The organism is Neorhizobium sp. LjRoot104 (assembly GCF_964253725.1).
Classification (GTDB): domain Bacteria; phylum Pseudomonadota; class Alphaproteobacteria; order Rhizobiales; family Rhizobiaceae; genus Neorhizobium.
In genome coordinates this window covers 1,213,818-1,235,949 of record NZ_CAXURS020000002.1, presented here as the reverse complement: position 1 = coordinate 1,235,949, position 22,132 = coordinate 1,213,818, and the positions used below count along the sequence as shown (strand labels likewise).

Genomic DNA, 22,132 nt, shown 5'->3' with positions numbered 1-22,132 from the left:
AAATTCTAAATTACCGGAGATTAAGCTGGTAAAGGACGCTGATGACTTGGGATTTGGTCATTGCATTCATCATCGGTCTGCTCTGCGCGGTCCGATTGCCAATTTTGATCTTTACGCTTGTCGTTCTGGTGGTCATCGTCGTCTTGACGGCAACGGCAATTGTTCTTGGTCATTCGGTATTCGAGGCGCTGACCTGGGCATTCCTCGTTGCGACGGCGCTTGAGGCGGGATGCGTAGCTATGAACGCGCTCTTTTATCTGCTCTATGTCCGAAAGCACGTAAACGAGCGCAAGCAATCCCCGCTGGAAGTGAATTCGAAATTTTCTGGAACGAGAGAGCTCACGGCTTCGCGCCCGGGTGCATTCATGCGGCGCCTCATCGCTCGGCTTCTCTGATTTCGGCCCTTTTTTCGAGAGTGGAAAGCGCAAGCCTTTGAGCATCTGCCATGCCGTAGCGAAAGCGATAGCCGGCCTCCTTCAGACGCTGGTTGGAAAAGCGCATTCGCCATAAAGGGTTTCTCACCGGCAGGGTCCTGAATCTCAGGAAATCGTGGAGCCAGTCGGCAATTGCCGGTATCGGCATGCTTTTGTAGCGTCGGTCGCGACTGACGGAGTACGCCTTTCGCATGAAATCGATGTGCCGCGGATCGGGGCAATCATCCTCCGCGAGGTTATAGACTTCAACGTCGCCCGGGAGGCCGCAGCCTGCCAGGCCACGCTCGATAAACCAGATCATCGCATCGGAAACATCGCCGACATAGATGTGATGCGCATGACGATGCGCGGCAAGCAGCCGTTTGATCGGGTTCCAGTCACGAATCCCGATCAACTGGTTGATATCGACGACCACGGCGGGACGCACGATCGTAAAGCGGGTCCGTTTTGCCACGGCGCGCAGCGCAAGTTCGCCCGCAAGTTTGGTCCGCCCGTACATCCGAACGTAGTCGAGAGCCCAATATTGCGAGGCGATATCCCGATCGGCAGTCAACACCGGCGAAGTCTCGTCGATCAGACGGTGTCGTCCGCTCCCATAAACCGAAACAGTGCTGGCATAACAGAAAGCGGTAATGCCTTGACGCTCGGCGGCCTGGGCAAGTTGTCGCGTCGCTTCCACATTGACCCGCTGCATGCGCTCCATCTTGCCGAGTTCGGCGGCAAGGTGCAGGACCGCGCAGCAGCCGTTGACGAGGCCGTCCCAGTCATCATCCACCATGAAGTCGAACTGTCGCCATTCCAGGAGATCGTCAACCTCGCCCCCATCCGTCGCCAATGGCTTCGACGTGGTGGCTCGTACGGCATAACCCCGTTCAATCAGATCCGCGACGACGACCTTGCCGATCCTGCCGGTCGCGCCAGTCACCAGAACTGGCCGGGCCTCAGGCAGATCTGGCATGGGCCGTCACCGGGACTGGTTCTCGATATTGGTGCTCCATCTTGATGTGATCAGCCAGGCGGACAGCCAGTGCAACGATCATCTGCGTCGGATTGCAATGCCCGGCCGTCGGGAAGATCGAGCTGCCCAGCACGAAGAGACCGCTGACGCCGTGCACTTCGCAATTGGCATCGACGACGCCGCGGTGGGGATCCTCGGACATGCGCGTCGTTCCGGTCGGATGGGCAACGTCCACAAATGTCGAGGGAATTTCGGCGCCATCCTTGACCCATTCCTCCAGCTTCGGTGCGGGCAGGCCGACCTTCGGCAGTTCCCGGGCAGCCAATTCCGCCGTTCTGCGCATGGTGCGGGACTCGTCGCTATGGCTGCGCCAATCCACGCGCGGCAACCGCATGCCCAAGCGATCGCGTCGTTCCGACAAGGTCACGCGGCTATCGGGATTGGGCACCTGTTCGCACATGCATTGCAGGTTGAGTTCGGTCAGCTTGCGCGGTACGCCGTTCTTCGCGCTTAAAAAGTCCTTCAATCCCCTGACGAGCAAATTGCTGTTCGCAATGATGCTGAATATGTCCTGCGGCAGCTTCGGAGCGCGCCCCGCCATACGCCGCAAGGCATCCCAGGGGTCATCGGGAGCCAGCACCTCACCGAGCCAGCCGGCGCAGTTGAGCAGTTCTTCGCGTCGTTGAATATCCGGGCTCAGCCGGAATCCGGCGCGAAAGAAATGGCGGCTGACATTGTATCGGCCAAAGCGTCTTTGAAGCGCATCGGACCCAGCAAGCGAAAATGTCGCCACCGAACCCCGTAAATGGTCCATGAGGTAACGTCCCACCTGGTCATGGTCGTTTCCCACGCCATGAGGTTTTGTCTCGCTGGAGTTCAAAAGCGTCCGTGCGTTTTCGATGCCTCCGCAGCACAGGACCACGACGGAAGCGGTCAGGACTGCCCGGCTGCCGTCGGCCGTGGCAAATCGTACGCTGCGAACGGCGCCTCCCGATTCCGATACCTGGACGCTCTGCACAGTCGCCCCGGTAACGAGCGTCACGTTGGGGCCGATCCGCTTGGCCAGATGGCGACCGAAGCGCATATATTCGTACGGGTAAGCCTCTTCAGCGTCACGGCTGAATTGCCAGAAGAAAGGCATCAAAACGTCCGGATCGAGATCGGGCGTCGGCCGCTTGCGACCGGCAATAGACCAGAACCGCTCATCGTTATAGCCATTGCCAAAGGCCAGGCCGAGATGGGTGGTGGTGCGCGCCAGATAGGGTTCGAGGTCTGCGCCATTGATCGGCCAGCCGGAATACGCAACCCAAGGCCGCGCCTCATAGTCGATGGGGTCGAAGGGACCGCAACGTCCACCCCAGGTATGGGAGCTTCCGCCAACGACCCGATTGCGAACGGACCATTGATCGCTCGCGCGGGGGCGCCCGACATTGTCGATCTCGTCAAGCGCATCCGCCTGGGGATCACGGACGATGCCGCCGCTTTCCAGAAGTGTGACGCGCAGGTTTGTGTTCGACAATTCCTGGGCAAGTGTCGTGCCGGCCGGCCCTGAGCCTACGATGCAGATGTCACAGTGCGACAGAGCAAGTACAGTCTCCCCCGGTATCGCATTTAATTCAATGAATGACATCCAGGAAACCTTTACTGTTGCAATTTGTTCGACAATAGCTCAATCTTATTGAGCAGGCGGCGAGTGATTTTCTTGTTTATCGCCGCGTTTTGACTTGTCGTTTCAGCAGGGATGTTTCCGACGTTTTTTATGGGGGGTTGCACTTACTGTACAATGTCTGGTGAAGAATTCAAAGAGGTAGTTGTATGCAAACAGCAACCATGCCCTACGCCGAAAGACTTAGTGGCCATACACCTTTGAAGATACTCTACGTCCAACCGGGTACGGGGGCTTTCGCCGGTATCGAGAGGGTCGTGGATACGATCTGTTCCGGCCTGATCGATCAGTATGGAAACGATTTCGACGTGGACGTGCTCTACACCGCGGTTCACAAGAACCGCCCCACGGAAGACAGGAAGTATACCATTATCGACCGGGTGGCTTCGAGCCGGATCGAGTTGATGCGCAACTTCCGCAACGTCATTGCCAGCAAGGACTACGACCTGATCGTTGTGCCGCAGATCGAGCCGACGGTAATCTGCATGGCCTCCTGTATCGGTATCCGGCGGCGGTTTGCCGTCCATCTTCACGGCAATCCCAAGCTGGAGTGCAGTCATATCAAGGCCAAGGTGCTTTTCCTGTTGATGAAGACGCTTTTCCTGCCGAAGATAGCGTCGGTTTTCGGAACCTCGCCGCGGCAGCTCAAGTCATTCAATGCGATGTTCAAGAGCAAGCGTCCGCATTACTGGGTGCCCAACCCGGTGCGAAAATTCGACCTCTCAAATATCGACCACACCCGCGCTGACGATACCGTGACTTTCGTCAATGTCGGCCGGTTCTCGTTTCAGAAAGGCCAGGACATTCTGCTTGCCGCGTTTTCCGAACTGCGGAAGAAACGCAGCAACGTCCTGCTGAAAATTGTCGGTTTTGGCGACGGGGAGGCGGCCTTGCGCGCCGAGATCGATCGCCGCGGGCTCAGGAATGCGGTCAGCCTGGAGCATCATCCAGAAAATCCCCAACCCGCGCTGGCGGCAAGCGACGTGTATGTCTCCACATCACGCTGGGAGGGCTGGTCGCTCGCCATATGCGAGGCGTTGCGTTTCGGTTTGCCGGTCATCGCGACCGATTGCGAATTTGGCCCGAGCGACATTCTCGTCGATAGCAGGCTGGGCCTGCTTGTGCCGGTGGATAGTCGCGAGGAACTCGTGAACGCGATGGTTTATTATTGCGACAATCTGCGTGCGGAGCAGGCCCATGCCGGCTTCCGGCAGGAGTTCATCGACTGTTACAGCCCGGAGCGGGTGGTCGAGGTGCATGCCAACGCGTTGCGGGGCGCGGCAGCGGCGTAGGTGCCCAGACCAGCCGGATGAAAGTTACGTGAGGTGTATCATGACGAGATTGCTGTCCCGCCGTTCGTTCGCCCTCGGCTCGCTGGCATCGGCCGGTCTCGTCGGCGGCCTCGCCTGGCGATCGAAGGCTTCCGCCCCCCTGGAGGATCCAGCAAGCGGACGGACGGTGATATTCGAGGACAAATTCACCGCGCTGGATTGGTCGACATGGAACGCAGGGCCGAAGCCGACCACCTCCGATCCGGGTTTTTACGGCCGTTCGGCCTTCGCCAGAGACAGTGGTGAAGAGGGGTTCAATCCCTATGCGATTGTCGACGACCCGAACGCAAGCGACGGCAAAGCATTGCAGGTGGCCGCAAAATACATTGGCCAGCCTATGAGGGTGCCCAATTATTACGGCAATGACCTCGCCGAGTTTCAATGGATATCGGGCAACATCCAGACGGCGAGGCGGGATGGTACGATCTTGAAAGGTTGGCGCCGCGGTTATTTCGAGGCGCGGATGCTGTTTCCGAAGCACCCGCTGAGCTGGCCGGCTTTCTGGATGATGAACGGACGCAGCGTCCTGCATCCTCAGACGAGCATCGAGATCGACGTCGTCGAGCATAAGGGCTGGGAACCCACGCTCTACGGGGCCTATCTGCACGAGTGGGGGCAGCCCGGCGAGCACCACGAAGGAACCGGCGTGCCGACCCCGATCGATATGACAGCCGGGTACTGCCGATACGGGGTGCTCGTCACCGATACGGAATGCACGATCTACTTTGAACGGCAGCCTATCATTGATACCAAGACTGGAATGCCGGCGATCTGGACGATCGCCCGCTCCGCCGAACTCGACGCCGATGAGGACGTGTTCTGGCCAGTCCTCACGCTTGCCCTGCGTTCGGATGTCCCCTATCCGCAACCGCTCTTACCCGCCGACACGGTCACCCACATGCGGGTTGATTATTTCCGGGTCTACGCCTGACGGAAAGGCTTTGGGCGTGTCGTGAATTCATCTTCCCGGGCATGTAGAGGGGGCGAGGGAACCGCCATGGCTTCGTGCTCCGGTTCAGCGCTCGCAAGGCCGGCCAGGATGAAGAACACAAGGCCGAGATCGACTGTCGGCCCCGCAACCATGGCTCCGATCATCAGGCAGGCGCAGCCGTTGCGCGCGGCAAGCCGGACATCCGAGGTGACGGTACGGGGCGTCCCGCGCCGTTTGGAAAATGCCGTAATCGCAAAGAGCATGAACATGATCGTTCCCGGTATCCCGACGTTCGAAAGCAGGGCGAACAGAAAGCTTGACGTGCGGGAGGTGCCGAGGCCGACGCCGAGACCATAGGAATCGAGGAAATTCTGGTATCCGTAGGTGTTCCAGGAGCCGCGCTCGACCGCGGAATGCGAGGTGGATTTGCTGAAGATGAGCAGGTCCAAATAGCTGTAGAGCTGCCGGAAAAGCTCTTCGTTGAGGGCTATCGCTAACGCGACGAGGCAAATCAGGGGCGGCGCGAACAGAACAATCGCCGAACTGTTCCGGGTTCCAGACCGTCCGCCGCAGCGGAAGAAGGCTGTGACGTACAAGATCAGGAAGCACAGCGGCAAAGCCAACAGTCCCGCCGAAGACGTGGACCGTATTATCAGCAGCGTCGTGACCAGAAAAAGCGCCCCGCTCCACCTCAGGTCGCGTCCGCAGAGCCAGAGCGTGCCCGTAAACCCGACTGAGGCGAGGCTTATGCCGGCGAATGCCGACGCCTCCGGCCACGAGCCGACGATACGCTTGACACCGGCCACGACGTCATCGTCGTGAAATGTGTATTGGGCGTTGCGGATATAGACAAAGAGCTCCTGCGCTCCCGTGCCATAGGTCACGAGGTCGAGGAGAGCAAAGAAGGCATTGGCTCCGGCGAACACCAGAACGCCGACGGTGATCGCCCGGAAGCCGGCAAGAGTGGATCCGATTGCCAGGATCAATACATAGGCAAGAAGATCCGCCGAGACATAGACCGCCTGGGTAAAGTTGCTGGAGACCGGCCCCAAAGGGACGGTGCTTCCGGTGGAGGGATATTCGGTGGTGCCGAGTGGGATGATGTCCGTCATGCGGGCGAGCAGGCGCGGCGCAAAAAAACCCAGCACCGTTCCGTAGATCAGCAGGCAGGCCAACCAGAACCCTGGCCTGGGGAAGGATAGCGCCTTGACCGCGATGCCGAACTTGTTTCGGTAGGTTAGGACGCTAAGGGCAAGGAATGCGAGGAAGAGGTGCGCCGGCTGGATGTTTGCAGATCCCATCAGGATCGCGGCAGCGGCGCCGAAAACCGATAGGCCGATGAAAACGACGATGCTGGCATGGTACCCCGCAAACAGACAATAGATACCCAGAACGAGCGTAAATATTCCAATCGGTTCCAAACTCATCCGCGATACCTGTTGCTGCCGGCGCCCATCAGCCAATCGGCCTGGTATTTGATGCCACTGAAGAAGATGCCGTGCCGAGGGAAGTCGGCGTCGAGTTTTCCGCCTGAGCCACTTGCTCGGTCCGTCTCTGCTTTTCGACGACAAAAGTCGGCGAATGTCGCTCGGCGCCTGGCTTGGCACTGACAACAGGGCGCACCAGCGTGAGGATCGCCTTCCAACTCCTCAGCATCGGGTCCAGATAGGCGCCCTTGATCGTATTGAATTTCTGTAACGAAGCATCGCTGTAGCCCGAGATGCCGAATATCGCCTTCTCTCCTTTTTCGGGCCTGTAGCCGGTTCCAAACATCCAGTCGAAAATTGAGAGATTGGTTCCGAAATTCTTGTCCCAATGGCGCTCGACCTTGCTGTGGTGGATCTGGTGCATGTGGGGGCTGATCAGGAAGTGGTCGAACCATCCGAGACTGATCGGAAGATGCGAATGCTTGAGGGGGTCGAGCGTCCAGATGGTGAATATCTTGCTTGCAACGGCACGCAGGGCTACGGCCTCTATCAGACTGATGCCGAACAGAAACATGAATATCCCGGCAACCGTGCCGGTGATCACGCCCGCTACCATGCCACCATATACCAGCGGGAGCGAGTGGCCGCGCCTGGATGTCAGCGGATTGAGGAAATCGGCGGAATGATGGACTTTGTGCAGTTCCCATAAGGCGGGTACCTTGTGTTCGAGGTAGTGCACCAGATAATCGGCGAACTCGGCGGCGATCAGCATCAGGATCGTGCATGAGACCGTGACCAGGTAATTTATGCCCAGCGGCGAAAAATCGGGAAAGGCGGACCGCAGGCCAAAGTCGGTCGCGGTGGAAATCAACGCCGTGGTCGCGAGGCCTGGAGCGACGAAGAGGAAGTCTGTCAACTTTCTCCAGACATAGATGATGACATCCATATGGAAACTTTTCGATGTAAGTACATTGAAAGGAACGCAGTGCTCGAACATCTCCCTGAATGAAAAGTCCGAACTGTTACGCCATAGCGAGAAGAAGAAGGTCACCAAGCCCGCTCCAAAGAAGATTCCCCATGTGATGGCGAACTGCGGAAAATTGAGAAAATATGACTGCAGATTTTCCATCTCGATCCCTTTCACTCGCTCCGCGGAGCCGAACTTGCTTCACGTCTGGACGCATTGGGGGACTGTGTATGGTCGATGTGTATGACAACGAATGGAATGCAGCGGCGGATGTGCTCGTAGCAAATTGTCGTTTAGGCAAAACGTAAGGCCCGGTCGTCTTGTTGGACCGAGCCTTACGTTTTCTGAGTATCGCAATCAGATTTTACGGTTTTGAAACACCCTGGCAACCGGATCAAAAGGTTTAAGCCTTGGAACTCCAGATGGCGTTTCTGGAAGACGACCCGTACAGGAATTCTTCTAGCGGGGCGATAAATAGCAGCCGCGTATCCTGAGGATTAGAAGCCGCAATTCACTTGCATTTATCGACGCATGGCATAAATTGCCGGGATGGACAGAAAGGATCTCAACGATCTCCTGTGGTTTCTATCGGTGGCCGAGGAGCGCAGTTTCACGCGGTCGGCCGCCAAGATCGGTATTGCGCAATCTACCCTCAGTCATACGATTAAACGCCTGGAGGCACGCCTTGGGCTCCGGCTGCTGACCCGGACAACGCGAAATGTCGGGTTGACGGAAGCAGGTGAGCGGCTTCGGCAAAGCCTTGCGCCGCGGATGGCCGAAATCGAGACCGACCTTGCATCGATCATGTCGATGCGGGAGACGCCATCCGGGACGATCAAGATTACATTGTCCGATCACGCCTACGAAACCCTAGTCTGGCCAAAGCTCCGGCCGGTTCTCCGCAATTATCCCGACGTGAAGGTCGAGCTCGACCGAGACAACGGTTTCCGCAACATTATCGAAGACGGTTATGACGCCGGCGTGCGCTTGGGCGAGAGCCTCGAGAAGGACATGATCGGGGTTCGCATCGGGCCGGACTGGCGCATGCTTGCGGTCGCATCCCCATCCTATTTCGAGGCGCATCCCAAACCGCATCATCCACAAGAGCTCATCCAGCATATTTGCATCCGGGTCAGGCAGGCCACCGCCGGCGGGACTTATGCATGGGAGTTCGAAAAGGACGGGCAGGAATTGCGGGTGCGCGTTGACGGCCAGCTGACCATCAACAGCTCGCTGCCCATGGTGGATGCGGCGCTGGCTGGCTATGGCATCGCCTTTGTCCCGGAAGACCTGGTGAAAATCCACATTGAAGCTGGCGAGCTTGTGGCGGTCCTTGAAGACTGGTCGCCGCCCTTTCCCGGCTATTATCTCTATTACCCAAGCCGGCATCAGAATTCCCCGGCATTCAAGCTGATCGTCGATGCGCTTCGCCAGCGCTCAGGGAGCTGAAAATACGGCCATCGAAAGTGTGGTTTGTATACTCAGAAGCCTCGCCGGTTGCGGAAATGCAGCGGGATATGCGGCTGCAGGTCTTTTCAAGATCGAAGGCCGTCGGAAGCGGCGATCTTCATTGATTTATGCTCCTTGTCGATAAGACCTATCGATTGCCTGCCGCTACTGGCCGACCGATCCTGCGTTAGTTTCAGTGCTCCGTGCCGTCGTCCGTGTGACGCACGACCTTTCGTTATTCCGACCAACGAAGTGGAACTGGACATGCCAGGAACCAGCCAGCTTGAAATCTCACGCCGAAACTTACTTATCTCCTCGGCCGCAACCGTTGCAATCACCGGCGTCGCCGGGGGAGCGGCAGCGCAGTCCGCAGGAGGAACCATGAATCACGCTTCAAGCGTATCGTTGAAGGTCAACGGCCAAATCCGCGACCTCGAAGTCGACAATCGCACAAGCCTTCTCGACGCTTTGCGCGAGCATCTCCATTTGACCGGCACCAAAAAAGGTTGCGACCATGGTCAGTGTGGCGCCTGTACAGTGATGGTCGATGGACGCCGCATCAACTCCTGCCTGACGCTTGCAGTCATGCACGACGGTGAAGAGGTGACAACGATCGAGGGCCTGGGTCAGCCGGGCAACCTCCATCCTATGCAAGCCGCCTTCGTCAAGCATGACGGGTTTCAATGCGGATACTGCACGCCTGGGCAGATCTGTTCCTCCGTGGCCGTGCTCGAGGAGATGAAGGCGAACATCCCAAGCCACGTCACCGGCGACCTGACCGCGCAGACGTCCATCACCGAAGCGGAAATCCGCGAACGGATGAGCGGCAACATCTGTCGTTGCGGCGCCTATTCGAACATCGTCGATGCCATTGTCGAAGTCGCGGGGACAAAAGCATGAGAGCCTTCACCTTCGAGCGCGCCCTCTCCGTCGAGGCAGCGGTCAGGACGGCCGCGTCCAATCCGGATACAAAATTCATCGCCGGCGGCACCAACCTCCTCGACCTGATGAAGCTCGAGATCGAGACGCCGACCCATCTGATCGACGTGAACGGCCTCGGCCTGGACACGATCGACCAGACCCCTGACGGGGGGCTTCGCATCGGAGCGCTGGTCCGCAACACCGATCTTGCTGCCGATGACACCGTTAGACGCGATTACGGACTTCTTTCCCGCGCACTGCTTGCGGGGGCATCCGGTCAGCTCCGCAACAAGGCGACCACCGCCGGCAACCTCTTGCAGCGGACGCGCTGTCCGTATTTCTACGATACCGCCCAGCCTTGCAACAAGAGATCACCGGGAAGCGGCTGTTCCGCCATCGGCGGTTTCAGCCGTCAGCATGCCGTGGTCGGGGTTAGCGACGCTTGTATCGCCACGCATCCGAGCGACATGGCGATCGCCATGCGCGCGCTTGACGCGGTCGTCGAGACCGTCAAGCCAGACGGCGGTCGTCGCGCCATCCCGATTGCCGAATTCCATCGCCTGCCGGGCGATACACCGCACAACGAAACGGTTCTCGAACAGGGCGAGTTCATCACCGCCGTTGTATTGCCGCCCCCGATCGGTGGAAAGCACATCTACCGCAAGGTCCGCGACCGTGCGTCCTATGCTTTCGCCTTGGTCTCTGTGGGCGCCGTTATCCAGCCGGATGGAACCGGGCGCGTGGCAGTTGGCGGCGTCGCCCACAAACCCTGGCGCATCGAAGCCGCCGATAACGCTTTGCCAAACGGAGCCAAGGCGTCGGCCAAGGAATTGCTCGCCGACGCCCGTCCCACCGAGCAGAACAAGTTCAAGGTCGATCTCGTCGAGCGCACGCTTGGCGCCGTGATCGCCGAAGCCAGAGGGTGATGGCCATGAAGTTCGACACGCCAGCAACGACCAATCCGATCGACCAGCTCAAGGTCGTCGGCCAACCCGTCCACCGCATCGACGGCCAGCTCAAGACGACAGGCAGGGCGATGTATGCCTACGAATGGCATGATCCGACCGTGCCGTATGCCTACGGCTACCCTGTGGGATCGACCATTGCCAGGGGCCGCATCACCTCGATGAATGTCGATGCGGCCAAACGCGCGCCGGGCGTTCTCGCGGTGGTCACGACGCTCGACGTTGGCAAGCGGGAAAAAGGCAGCTTCAACACCGTCAACCTGTTCGGCGGAGACCAGATCCAGCATTACCACCAGGCCATCGCCGTCGTCGTCGCCGAAACATTCGAACAGGCCCGCGCCGCCGCCGCTCTGGTCAAGATCGACTACGCCGAGGAAAAGGGCGCCTACGACCTCGCGGAAGCAATGAAGTCGGCGATCAGGCCGAAAGACGCTGGCGGGGCCCCGCCCGACACCGCGGTCGGCGATTTTGACGGCGCATTCAGGTCCGCCGAGCTCACTTTGGACGAGACATATTCGACGCCGGATCAGTCGCATTCGATGATGGAGCCGCATGCGTCGATCGCCGCCTGGAACGGAGATGAATTGACGGTTTGGACCTCTAGCCAGATGATCGACTGGTGGCGTTCGGACCTCGCAACCACACTCGGCATCGACAAGGAAAAGATCCACCTCATGTCGCCGTTCATCGGCGGCGGCTTCGGCGGCAAGCTGTTTCTGCGTGCCGACGCCGTTCTTGCGGCCTTCGGCGCCAAGGCGGCGAAACGTCCCGTGAAGGTCGCTCTTCCTCGTCCCTTCCTTCCCAACAACACCACGCATCGTCCCGCAACGATCCAACGGATCAGGATCGGGGCTGGCCGCGATGGAAAGATCACGGCAATCGCCCACGAGAGCTGGTCCGGCGATCAGCCGGGCGGCCAACTGGAGACGGCCGCCATGCAGACGCGTCTTCTCTATGCCGGCGAAAACCGCATGACGGCGATGCGGCTGGCGACGCTACACCTGCCGGAAGGCAATGCCATGCGGGCCCCCGGTGAAGCGCCGGGGCTCATGGCGCTTGAAATCGCCATGGACGAAATGGCCGAAAAGCTGGGCATCGATCCGGTGCAGTTTCGAATCCTGAACGACACCCAGGTGGATCCGGAGAAACCCGAGCGTCCGTTTTCTCGCCGGGACCTGGTCGGCTGTCTCAAGCTCGGAGCCGAGCGCTTCGCCTGGAACCGCCGCGGCAAGCCTGGAACGCACCGCGACGGCAGGTGGCTGATCGGGACGGGCGTCGCCGCCGCTTTCCGCAACAACCTGCTGCTTCCCTCCGGAGCCCGCGTTCGTCTGGACCGGGAGGGTGTCGTCACCGTCGAGACTGATATGACCGATATCGGGACCGGCAGCTATACGATCATCGCCCAGACTGCCGCGGAGATGATGGGCCTGCCGATCGACAAGGTGGCCGTGCAACTCGGCGATTCCCGGTTTCCGGTCTCCGCGGGCTCCGGCGGCCAGTTCGGCGCGAACTGTTCGACCTCAGGCGTCTATGCCGCCTGCGTCCAGTTGCGCGAAAAGGTGGTCCGGAAGCTTGGGCTCAACGCTAGTGACGTCGTGTTCGAAAACGGCGCGGTACGTTCCGGCGCCAGATCGGTTCCGCTTGCCGAAGCCGCTGGTCCCGACGGACTTGTCGGAGAGGACAGCATCGAATGGGCCTCGCTTTCCGACAGCCACCAGCAGTCCACTTTCGGCGCGCATTTCGTCGAGGTCGGCGTTGATGTCGCGACAGGCGAAAGCCGCATCCGCCGCATGCTCGCCGTCTGCGCTGCCGGCCGGATTCTCAATCCGATCACGGCCCGTAGCCAGGTGATTGGCGCGATGACGATGGGCGCCGGCCTGGCAATTTCGGAAGAGCTGGCGGTCGATACCCGTCGCGGCTTCTTCGTCAACCACGACCTCGCCGGCTACGAGGTGCCCGTCCATGCCGACATCCCCCACCAGGAGGTGATCTTCATGGACGAGACGGATCCGATGTCGTCGCCGATGAAGGCGAAGGGCATCGGCGAACTTGGCCTCTGCGGCGTTTCCGCAGCGATTGCCAACGCGATCTACAATGCGACCGGCGTTCGGTTGCGCCATTATCCGATGACGCTCGACAAGCTGCTCGGGGGACTTCCGGAGGTCGCATGATATTGGTCGGCGGCCTACCTGGCCGCCGCCGTATCTTCAAGGACAACCGCAGACCAGCTGTTCTCGCCCACGGTGAAGCGGCCAGATCACCGCCGCCCTCCCGTTGGCAATCCGGCGATCAGCGGCAGACGCGGGTGGTCTTGACGACGACCCGGCCGTGGTAACGGGTCTTCACCTTCTTGACCATGCAATCATGACGGGGACGATGCGGACGGTAGACTTCGCGAACGGTATGACGGGGAGCGACCCGCTCATTGGTGGTGATGGTGACGCTGGCCGCGTTGGACGGGCCGGCGACGGTAAGGATGGAAGAAATGGCCAGAGCCGATGCGATAAGCAGGTTCTTCATGGATGATTCCTCAATGTTTTGCGAGGCATGAACGCAGATTGAGGTTTCGGGTTCCAGGAAAAGCATTGGGACTGAAGTCCTATATCTAGTTTTCAACCGGCCGTTTTCTCATTCAAGGCTACAACTTGATGGCTCCGGTCGACGCCGAAAAAATTCCTACCTGAGCAATCCCTGGCCGCCGTCCACATAGATCGGCGTGCCGGTCACATGGCGGGATCGGTCGGAGGCGAGGAAAGCGATCACTTCGGCCACGTCCTCGCTTTTTCCCGGCTTGCCGTCGCTGATCGGGACCTGGCCTTCGGGCCATTTCACGGGGATCGCGGTTTCCTCCTCGTGGCGGAGATCGGTGTTCTCGCCGATATTGGTCTCAATCTCGCCGGGGCAGACGGCGTTGACGCGGATATGATGTTTGCCGAGTTCCAGCGCCAACTGCTGCACCATCGCCACCTGCGCGGCCTTGGTGGCGGTATAGGCGGTCGCACCGGGGGTCGTGAAGGTTCGGTTGCCATTGATCGAGGATACGACGACGATCGACCCGGCCCCCTGTGCCTTCAGATGCGGCACGGTGAAGTGAAGCGTCAGGTAGGTGCCGCGCAGGTTGACGGCGATCGTTTTGTCGAATTCTTCCGGCTTGAGGTCGTCGATCGGCGCCCAGACGCCGTTGATGCCGGCATTGGCGACGACAATGTCGAGCCGCCCGAATTTCTCCGCAAGCTTATCGACCGCCTCGCGCATCCGGTTTTCATCGGAAACGTCGGCAACGAGCACCAGCGCCTCCCCGCCAGCCTTCTCGATTTCCCGGGCGGTCCTGTCGATCTCGCTTCTCGTATGGCCGAGCAGGCCGACTTTTGCCCCTTCCGCCGCGAGTTTGAGGGCGGCAGCCTTGCCGATACCCGAGCCCGCCCCCGTTACCAAAGCCACCTGAGATTTGAGTTCCATGAGCCCATCCTGTCGCCGGATCGCCGCTTCTGTCGCGCGACAACGAACGGCAAGGGATGGCCCAAGGTTCCGCGGATCAGGCCGGATACCGCTCGCTGAGGATACGCAGGCCCTCGGCGAATTTCGAGCCGTCGCCGCCCATCCGGCGCATCTGGTCAAGATTGTCGGTAAGGTCGGCGCGTTTCACTGGCCGGGCGAGCGGATTCTCGATCGAACGGCGGACGAAGGCGAAGTATTCCTCGCCGTCGCGCTTGCTCATCGCATCGACCGCATCGACGACCGCTTCCGAAAAGCCCTCTTCGCGCAGCCTCTCGAATGTCCAGCCGGGGCCTTTTTCGACCACGTCATGCAGCCAGGCGACCTGTTTTTCCTCTTCACCGGCGACGTTTTCAGCGACTCGTCTGACGTGATCGATGAACGGACCGCCGGTCTTCGACGATTGTCCTGCATGCGCCCGGGTCGCGATGGCGATCGCCTTGTCGATCTGTTCGGACATCTGTTTGTCTCCCTTCAGTTCGGCGGCTGTCTCTGGGGCCGGTGGGTGACGATTGCGTCAATTGCGATCTTCCTCGAACTGCGGGACGGGGAGCGGGGTAAGCCAGTTCTCCCGCCGCTTCACCCATATCTCATAGACCGGTTCGAGATCGGTCGGCGCCATGTCGAGAGAGCCGACACGAATCTCGATCTCGTCACCGTCGCTCTCGTTGAAGACGCGCGAGCCGCATTCGGGGCAGAAGCCGCGCCCGTGGAAATACCTGACCTCGCCCGTGCTCTCAAAGCCATGCCGTGGCCAGATGGCGAACGTGACGAAGCTTGAGCCGCTTTCCTTGCGGCAATCGGCGCAGTGGCAGAGCCCGATCCTGAGCGGTGCATCTTTCACGGAATACCGCACCTTGCCGCAAAGGCAGCTTCCAGACCGGATGATCATTCTCGCTCCTCCTTCTTTTTCGCCCGGAAACGCAGTTAGGGCAGGGGAGGATGAAGGGAAGATGAGGCTGGTTCAGGGCCGGGTCGATGGCGGCCGGGGAGCCGGGATGGAACGGAACGGCTCGACCGGCGTTTGAAGCGGGCACTCAGATGGATCGTCGCCATGCGCTCATTTATCGCCTCCGCCGCATTTACCGCGTTTGCCTTTTCGCCGGGCTTGGCCCTGGCGGCCGAAGGCGATTTCTTGAAAACGCTTGCCGGCAACTGGAGCGGCAAGGGCACGGTTCTGACACGTATCGGGGCAAGCCCCATCGATGTCACCTGCAGCTTTACCTCGAAGGCCGGCGCGACCACCCTGTCGATGCAGGGAACCTGCCGGGGCCTGCTGGTCGTCCGGCGCAGCATATCAGCCGACCTCCAGGCTTCGGATCGAGGTTATCGTGGCACCTATGTCGGTCCATCGGGCCAGCCATCGGTCCTTTCCGGCAACCGGCGAGGCAATGCGATCAATCTCGGCGTCCGCTGGGCGAGGGTAATCAACGGCGATCGGACAGCCAGCATGAGCATCGAGAAGGTCGGCAACGACCGCCTCAGGCTCCAGACGATCGACAGGGATCTTTCGAGCGGCAAATCGGTGGTGACCAGCCGTATCGATCTCAGCCGCTGACCGACCTGACGCTGGCGTCTGCCTTTACTCCACCTGTCCGAGCTTGCCGGGGTTCATGATGCCCTTGGGGTCGAGGGCTGCCTTAATGGCGTTCATCATGTCGACGGCATCCCCATGTTCGCGGCGGAGATATTTCAGCTTGGAAATGCCAATCCCGTGTTCGCCGCTGAACGTACCGCCCATGTCGATGGCGCGCTGGTAGAGACGCTCGGCGAGCCGTTCCGCTTCCGCGAGCTCTTCCGGGATTTCCGGCTTGATCAGGTAGCCGACATGGAAATTGCCGTCGCCCACATGGCCGATGATCTTGCCAATCACGAAGGAATTGTCGATGTCCTCGCGGGCGGCAAGCACCGCTTCGGCAAGCCGCGAGATCGGTACGCAGACGTCGGTCGTGAAGGCCTTGCAGCCGGGGCGCAGCGTCTGGTTGGAATAGATCGTCTCGTGACGCGCCTTCCACAGCCGTTCGCGGTCTTCGGTGCGGGTCGACCAGGCGAAGTCCGAGCCACCGAATTCGTCGGCGATCTCGCGCACGGTGTTCGACTGTTCCTCCACCCAGCGCGGACTGCCGTGGAATTCGAGGAACAGGGTTGGCGCGAGCCTCAGGGTGAGACCCGCGTGGCGGTTTGCCGCCTCAACCGCGACCTCATCCAAAAATTCGATGCGGGCGACCGGGATGCCGCTCTGGATGGTGGCGACGACCGCCTCGACCGCGCCGCGCATCGTCTCGAAGGCGCAGACGGCGGAGGCGATGGTTTCCGGGATCGGGTGCAGCTTGACGGTCACTTCGGTGATCACGCCGAGCGTGCCTTCGGCGCCGACATAAAGCTTGGTCAGGTCGTAGCCGGTCGAGGATTTCTTGGTACGGCGGCCGGTGGTGATGATCTTGCCCTGGGGGGTGACGACCCTGAGCGCCAGCACGTTTTCGCGCATCGTGCCGTAACGCACAGCGGTGGTGCCCGAGGCCCGCGTCGAGGCCATGCCGCCGAGCGAGGCGTCGGCGCCGGGATCTACGGGGAAGAACAGGCCGGTATCGCGGATATGGGCGTTCAGCTGCTTGCGGGTGACGCCCGCCTCGACCTGCACGTCGAAATCCTCGTGGTTGACCTGGACTATTCTGTTCATGCGGGTGAGGTCGAGCGAGATCCCGCCCTTCAGCGGGATCGTGTGGCCCTCCATCGAGGAGCCCGCCGCGAACGGGGTCACCGGGATGCCGGCCTCGAAACAGGCCGAGACGACGCGCGCTACCTCGTCCTCGTTTTCCGGATAGACCACCGCGTCCGGCAGCCTTGTCGGCTGGCGGGACATATCGTGGCCGTGGTGCTCGCGCACCGCTTCGGTGGTCGATAGCCGGTCGCCGAAATGGAGCCGCAGGGTGTCGAGGGTGGATTGCAGGGAGGTCATTTTTTCTCACCCGTCAGCATGCGGTGGTAACGCGAGCGGGCGATTTCCTGCCGCGTGATGAATTCGAGGAGAACGGGCACGCCCCTTTGTGTCTGCTCGATGCCGCGCTTGATCGCCGGGATGATCTCGGCGGGATCGGTGACGCGTTCGCCGTAACCGCCAAGCGCACGGGCGAAGGCGGCGTAGTCGCCGGAAATGTCGGTCGAGCGGTACTTTTCCGTAGACACCTTCATGATCGGCAGTTCCATCGCCATCGAGAAATTGTTGAGCAGGATCGACAGGATCGGCAGGCGTTCGCGCACCGCGGTTTCGAAATCCATGCCGGTAAAGCCGATCGCCGCGTCGCCCCAGACATTGATGCAGAGCTTGTCCGGATGCATCAGCTTGGCGCCCATGGCAAGGCCAAGGCCGTAACCGAGCTGGGTGGACTTGCCCCAGCCGATATAGGTGAGCGGCTTCACCGACTTCCAGAACGGCGAAAGCTGGTCGCGCGGGCTGCCGGCATCATGCGTGATGATGGTGTTTTCGATATCAACCGTGTGCTGCAGGTCCCAGAGGACGCGGTAGGGGGAGAGCGGCGCTTCGGGTGCCGTCAGCTTCGGCATCCATTCCGCCAGCCACTCGGCCTGAACCTTGGCGATCTCGGCTGCGACGTCAGTGTGATCGCGCGGCTCGATCTTGCGGGCTTCGAGCTCGGCGAGAACCGCGTCGAGCGTCAGTGCGGCATCGCCGACCAGCGCCACCTTGGCTTCGAGATCCTTGTTGACATGGTCGGGATCGAGCGTCGCGTGGATGACGGTCTTGTCGAGCGGCATCTGCACGCCGAAGGCGGTCTCGGTGAATGAGCAGCCGATGCCGAAGATCAGGTCGGAGGTATCGAGGAAATGGCGCAGCGTCTTGGAGATCGCCGCACCGCCGGCGCCGACCGACAGCGGATGGGTTTCCGGAAAGGCGCTCTTGCCTTCGAGGCTGGTCGAGACCGGGATCGCCAGAAGTTCGGCTAGCTGTTTCAGCTGCGGCCAAGCCTCGGCATAATGGATGCCCTGGCCGGCATAGAGGATCGGGCGCTTGGCGGCGAGCAGCAGATCGACGGCGTCGCGCACGGCGGCCGGATCCGGTCCGTAGCGGGTGGAGAGAACCGGCCGGTAGTTCAGCGGCTCCGGCACTTCGTCCTGCCACATGTCGTTCGGGATCTCGACCAGAACCGGACCGCCGCGGCCGTTGCGCAGCTTCGAGAAGGCGCGGCGGAAGATGTTGGGGATTTCGGCGGCGGAGGTGATCGGCTCGGCGGACTTGGTGATGTCACGCATCGAGCGGCTCGCATTGTAGTTCGGATCGACATGTGCAACGCGGCGCTCGTAGCCCATGGGCAGGACGAGCAGCGGCACGGATTCCGAATAGGCCTGGGCGATGCCGCCATAGGCGTTTTCGGTGCCCGGTCCGAGCTGCATGGCGAAGACGCCGATCGTCTTGCCGGAGCTCAATCGCGACATGGCGTCGGCCATATGCAGGCCGTGACGTTCCTGGCGCACGATGATCGGGCGGATATCGCCCATGGCCGCATGTTCGAGAACGTGGTTCACGGGGTAACCGCAAATGATCTCGATTCCCTCGCGCTTCAGGATTTCCACGATGGCGTCGGCAACTTTCATGAGCTTCTCCTCCCCGGAGACGTGATCGATTACAAATGAGGTTGGAAATCGTGCGCCGTCCAGGCGCCCGGATGGCGCACGGGTGCACGGCGGGCCTGGTCGGTATTCAACAGCCCGCTCTGGCCGAGCGTGATGCGGTATTCCTCGATGAAGGCCTGCGCCATGTGGGCGGCTCCATGATCGCCAAGTGCGGCAAGGCCGAGCATGAAGGCACGACCGGCAAAGGACGAATGAGCGCCGCAGGCAACCGCGCGCACCATATCGACGCCGGACACGACGCCGCTGTCGAACAGCACCGTGCCGCGGGTGCCGACGGTCCGGGCGATTTCCGGCAGGACGTCGATGGTCGCCGGCGCCGCGTCGAACTGGCGGCCGCCGTGGTTGGAGACGACCACGCCGTTCAAGCCGAGTTCCAGCGCCTTTTCGGCGTCGGCCGGGTGCATGACGCCCTTGACCATCATCGGCCCGGGCCATGTGTCGCGCAGCCGGGCGATCTGCTCCCAGGGGAAGCCGCCGCCGATATGTTTCTGCACGAAGGCGGAGGTGGTCACGCGGTCCGGCGCGCCGGCGAAACCGGCCATGTTGGCGAAGGTCGGCATGCCCTTGCGGCGGATCGCGTCCAGCCAGAAGGGGGCCGCGGCGGCGGCCATCATCGTTTTCGGCGTCAGCTTGAAAGGCATGGTGAGACCGTTGCGAAGGTCACGCGGGCGCTTGGCGCGCACCGGCACATCCAATGTCGCGACCAGTACCTTGGCCCCGGCGACGCGGGCGCGGGCGGCCATTTCCAGGCTGTACTGGTGATTGTTCGGTGCCATTGGATAGAGCTGGAACCACGTGACGTCGGGCGCCCATCCCACCACCTTTTCAATGGTCGAGCAGGCCAGCGTGCCGACCATGTAAGGGATGTTGTGGGCCTGCGCAGCCTTGGCGAAACGTTCGGTCGCGCCCGGCCACATCATGCCGTCGAACCCGATCGGCGAGATGCCGATAGGGGCGGCGTAACGATGGCCGAAAAGCTCGACGGAGGTATCGACCTCGGACACGTCGATGCCGTAGCGCGGAACGATTTCGACCGCCTGCAGCGCAGTGCGGTTTCGGTTGAGGCCGGTTTCATCGCCGGCGCCGCCCTGCAGAAATTCATAGGCGAAACGCGGAATCCGCCATTTTGCCCGTTTCTCCAGGTCGCCGACCATTGGATAACGCCGGCGGAGTTCCGCCAACGTCTCTATCGTCCCTGCGTCGTCTTCGGCTCCCCCCATGATCGACGCCCCCCTAGTAGGAAACCATGACTTCGAGCATGGCCTGCCTGCCGCTCCTGGTCGCGGCAAGTGCCCGCTGCAGCGCCGCCGGCAGGTCGGCACCGGTCTCGACGCGTTCGGCATGGGCGCCATGGGCGCGGGCGACGGCGGCATAGTCGGGAGCCGGGTCGAGCGCGGTGATCGGCATGGTGTTGGCGGTCGCCGCACTTCCGTCCGGATACATGTAGAGCGTCGAGCGGCGCACGGCGTTCCAGATGCCGTTATTGAAGACGATCGTCAGCAGCGGCAGCTTCAGCGCGGTTGCCGTCTGGTGGCAGGCGACAGGGTTGGCGAACATGTAGGAACCGTCGCCGATCGTGGCGATCACCTGGCGGCTGCGGTCTGCGAGCTGGGCGCCGAGGGCCGCGGTGAGGCCAAAACCGAGGCCGCCGGACAGCGGCGTCGAGAAATAGGACTTCGGATACCTGAAGCTCATCACGGTGGGATCGATGCCGAGTTCGTTTACGACAGTCGTTTTCTCGTCCATGATGTCGGAGACGCAGCGGCTGACATAGGCCGGCGTCATCGGCGAACCGTTACCGAGCGCTGCCCGCTTGTCTGCCGTCTCGGCCTGAGCCGCCTTGATTTTCGCCCACTTTTCGCGACGCTCGGAGAAGGTCTCCGACGCCGGTACGCGCTCCGCCATGGCGGCAGCAAGCGCTGCGATCGTCTTGTTGGTGCCGCCGGCAAGCGCGATGTCGATCTCGAAGCTGCGGATCGGCACGCGGCTATGCTGCGGGTCCGGCCCGATGGCGATAACCCTGGCGCCTTCGGCAAGGCCGGTATGATCGGAAATCCACGGCACGGCGGCATTGATGACGACGACGACGTCGGCTTCCTTCAGCACCTGGGTGGAGTCTCGTCCGATCATCATCGGGTGGTCGCTCGGCAGCGCCAGGCGCGTCGCCCACATTTCAACGGTCGGCAGTGCGAATTTCTCCACGAAGCCGGCGAGCGGTTCGAAATCGGCAGCGAGCTCCGGGCTCTGGGTGATAATCAGCGGGTTCTTCGCCTTGGCGAGCAGGTCGGCGGCCTCGGCGACCAGTACCGGATCGGCCGGGCCGAAGGTCGTCGGGGTCACCGTCGAGCGGTGATTGGCCTCGATCTCCGTGCCTTCGGCCAGCGCCTCGCGCGGCAGGCTCAAATAAACCGGGCCGCGCGGCTCGCTCATGGCGATGCTCATGGCGCGGTCGATGACGATGCCGGCCTGTTCCGGGTAGCGCAGTTCGTAGTCCCATTTGACCACTTCGCGCACCATGCCGCCCTGGTCGAACATTTCCTGGCCCCAGTGGATCGGCGAGGAACGCGAGCCGAAACGGCCGGCTTCGGTGATCGGTGTCCGGCCGGAGAACATCATGACCGGCACGTTTTCGGAACGGGCGTTGATCAGGCCCATGACAGAGTTGGCAAGGCCGACATTGACATGGACGATGACGCCGGCAGGCTTGCTGGTCATCAGGTAATAGCCATGCGCCATGCCGACCGCGACACCCTCATGCGGGATGACCAGGGCTTCCGGCATCTCCAGGCCGCTTTCCGGCTGGCGCGCATAGGCTTCGATGATCGACGGGAAATCGGTGCCGCCATTGGCGAACAGGACATCGATCCCGGCGGCTTTCATGTGGGTCAGAACGGCCTCGGCGGCGAATGTGCCGGTCGGTTTTTCGTGTTTCATGCTG

Annotated in this window: 20 protein-coding genes; 8 read left to right on the top strand and 12 right to left on the bottom strand. The window is 61.2% G+C overall.

All coding sequences use genetic code 11. The features are described 5' to 3' along the window. The first annotated feature begins 41 nt into the window (after positions 1-41). Positions 42-395: a hypothetical protein gene (locus ACSQ8R_RS27960; RefSeq protein ID WP_436256596.1), complete on the top strand. Its 354-nt coding sequence runs from the start codon at positions 42-44 to the stop codon at positions 393-395. On the opposite strand, the gene ACSQ8R_RS27955 is transcribed toward ACSQ8R_RS27960, so the two are convergent. Then, on the bottom strand, positions 376-1,359 hold the full coding sequence (locus ACSQ8R_RS27955) for an NAD-dependent epimerase/dehydratase family protein (protein ID WP_436256595.1): 984 nt from the start codon (positions 1,357-1,359) through the stop codon (positions 376-378). The two genes, ACSQ8R_RS27960 and ACSQ8R_RS27955, sit on opposite strands and share 20 nt — an antisense overlap. A 16-nt stretch (positions 1,360-1,375) precedes the next feature. Further along, entirely contained in the window at positions 1,376-3,022 is a 1,647-nt protein-coding gene (locus tag ACSQ8R_RS27950) for a GMC oxidoreductase (RefSeq protein ID WP_436256594.1), read from the bottom strand. 185 nt (positions 3,023-3,207) lie between these two features. On the opposite strand from ACSQ8R_RS27950, the gene ACSQ8R_RS27945 reads away from it, so the two are divergent. Beyond that, a complete protein-coding gene (locus tag ACSQ8R_RS27945) occupies positions 3,208-4,350 on the top strand; it encodes a glycosyltransferase (RefSeq protein WP_436256593.1) in 1,143 nt (380 codons plus the stop codon). 40 nt (positions 4,351-4,390) lie between these two features. Beyond that, positions 4,391-5,320, top strand: coding sequence for a glycoside hydrolase family 16 protein (locus ACSQ8R_RS27940; protein ID WP_436256592.1), 930 nt, complete (start codon positions 4,391-4,393; stop codon positions 5,318-5,320). Here ACSQ8R_RS27940 and ACSQ8R_RS27935 read toward each other — a convergent pair. Together ACSQ8R_RS27935 and ACSQ8R_RS27930 are read right to left on the bottom strand one after the other, a co-directional pair. Beyond that, the gene (locus ACSQ8R_RS27935) at positions 5,311-6,747 is read right to left on the bottom strand and encodes a hypothetical protein (protein WP_436256591.1); all 1,437 of its coding nucleotides are present in this window, start codon (positions 6,745-6,747) and stop codon (positions 5,311-5,313) included. The genes ACSQ8R_RS27940 and ACSQ8R_RS27935 overlap by 10 nt on opposite strands. 28 nt (positions 6,748-6,775) lie before the next feature. Then, positions 6,776-7,876 carry a sterol desaturase family protein gene (locus ACSQ8R_RS27930; RefSeq protein ID WP_436256590.1) on the bottom strand — a complete coding sequence of 367 codons (1,101 nt, stop codon included), beginning with the start codon at positions 7,874-7,876 and terminating at the stop codon, positions 6,776-6,778. A gap of 387 nt (positions 7,877-8,263) precedes the next feature. On the opposite strand from ACSQ8R_RS27930, the gene ACSQ8R_RS27925 reads away from it, so the two are divergent. The 4 genes from ACSQ8R_RS27925 (at position 8,264) to paoC (ending at position 13,220) form a co-directional block, all read left to right on the top strand. Beyond that, positions 8,264-9,163 carry a LysR family transcriptional regulator gene (locus tag ACSQ8R_RS27925; protein ID WP_436256589.1) on the top strand — a complete coding sequence of 300 codons (900 nt, stop codon included), beginning with the start codon at positions 8,264-8,266 and terminating at the stop codon, positions 9,161-9,163. Positions 9,164-9,427: 264 nt separating this feature from the next. Continuing rightward, positions 9,428-10,063, top strand: coding sequence for an aldehyde dehydrogenase iron-sulfur subunit PaoA (gene paoA / locus ACSQ8R_RS27920; RefSeq protein ID WP_436256588.1), 636 nt, complete (start codon positions 9,428-9,430; stop codon positions 10,061-10,063). Next, positions 10,060-11,010: an FAD binding domain-containing protein gene (locus ACSQ8R_RS27915; protein ID WP_436256587.1), complete on the top strand. Its 951-nt coding sequence runs from the start codon at positions 10,060-10,062 to the stop codon at positions 11,008-11,010. Before paoA ends, ACSQ8R_RS27915 begins: the two co-directional genes overlap by 4 nt. Before the next feature lie 5 nt (positions 11,011-11,015). Further along, the gene (gene paoC / locus ACSQ8R_RS27910; RefSeq protein WP_436256586.1) at positions 11,016-13,220 is read left to right on the top strand and encodes an aldehyde oxidoreductase molybdenum-binding subunit PaoC; all 2,205 of its coding nucleotides are present in this window, start codon (positions 11,016-11,018) and stop codon (positions 13,218-13,220) included. A 118-nt stretch (positions 13,221-13,338) separates the two neighbouring features. Here the strand turns inward: paoC and ACSQ8R_RS27905 are convergent, their stop codons facing one another. From ACSQ8R_RS27905 to ACSQ8R_RS27890, 4 genes are all read right to left on the bottom strand, one after another. After that, positions 13,339-13,569, bottom strand: a complete 231-nt coding sequence (locus tag ACSQ8R_RS27905) for a hypothetical protein (RefSeq protein WP_007773523.1) — start codon at positions 13,567-13,569, stop codon at positions 13,339-13,341. 156 nt (positions 13,570-13,725) lie between these two features. After that, a complete protein-coding gene (locus ACSQ8R_RS27900) occupies positions 13,726-14,508 on the bottom strand; it encodes an SDR family oxidoreductase (protein ID WP_436256585.1) in 783 nt (260 codons plus the stop codon). A gap of 76 nt (positions 14,509-14,584) precedes the next feature. Continuing rightward, entirely contained in the window at positions 14,585-15,004 is a 420-nt protein-coding gene (locus ACSQ8R_RS27895) for an HD domain-containing protein (protein ID WP_436256584.1), read from the bottom strand. A 57-nt stretch (positions 15,005-15,061) separates the two neighbouring features. Continuing rightward, a complete protein-coding gene (locus ACSQ8R_RS27890; protein WP_436256583.1) occupies positions 15,062-15,436 on the bottom strand; it encodes a GFA family protein in 375 nt (124 codons plus the stop codon). A gap of 162 nt (positions 15,437-15,598) precedes the next feature. On the opposite strand from ACSQ8R_RS27890, the gene ACSQ8R_RS27885 reads away from it, so the two are divergent. Next, entirely contained in the window at positions 15,599-16,102 is a 504-nt protein-coding gene (locus ACSQ8R_RS27885) for a hypothetical protein (RefSeq protein ID WP_436256582.1), read from the top strand. Between the two features lie 24 nt (positions 16,103-16,126). Here ACSQ8R_RS27885 and ACSQ8R_RS27880 read toward each other — a convergent pair whose 3' ends face one another. Genes ACSQ8R_RS27880 through ACSQ8R_RS27865 form a run of 4 tightly spaced genes read right to left on the bottom strand, consistent with a single transcriptional unit; the run spans position 16,127 to position 22,128 of the window. After that, complete coding sequence (locus tag ACSQ8R_RS27880) at positions 16,127-17,503, bottom strand: FAD-binding oxidoreductase (protein WP_436256581.1); 1,377 nt, start codon at positions 17,501-17,503, stop codon at positions 16,127-16,129. Next, positions 17,500-19,155 (bottom strand): thiamine pyrophosphate-requiring protein, encoded by a 1,656-nt coding sequence (locus ACSQ8R_RS27875; RefSeq protein WP_436256580.1) that lies wholly within the window; start codon positions 19,153-19,155, stop codon positions 17,500-17,502. Before ACSQ8R_RS27875 ends, ACSQ8R_RS27880 begins: the two co-directional genes overlap by 4 nt. Before the next feature lie 29 nt (positions 19,156-19,184). Continuing rightward, entirely contained in the window at positions 19,185-20,414 is a 1,230-nt protein-coding gene (locus ACSQ8R_RS27870; RefSeq protein WP_436256579.1) for an alpha-hydroxy acid oxidase, read from the bottom strand. 13 nt (positions 20,415-20,427) lie between these two features. Next, complete coding sequence (locus ACSQ8R_RS27865) at positions 20,428-22,128, bottom strand: thiamine pyrophosphate-requiring protein (RefSeq protein WP_436256578.1); 1,701 nt, start codon at positions 22,126-22,128, stop codon at positions 20,428-20,430. Between the last annotated feature and the right edge of the window lie 4 nt (positions 22,129-22,132).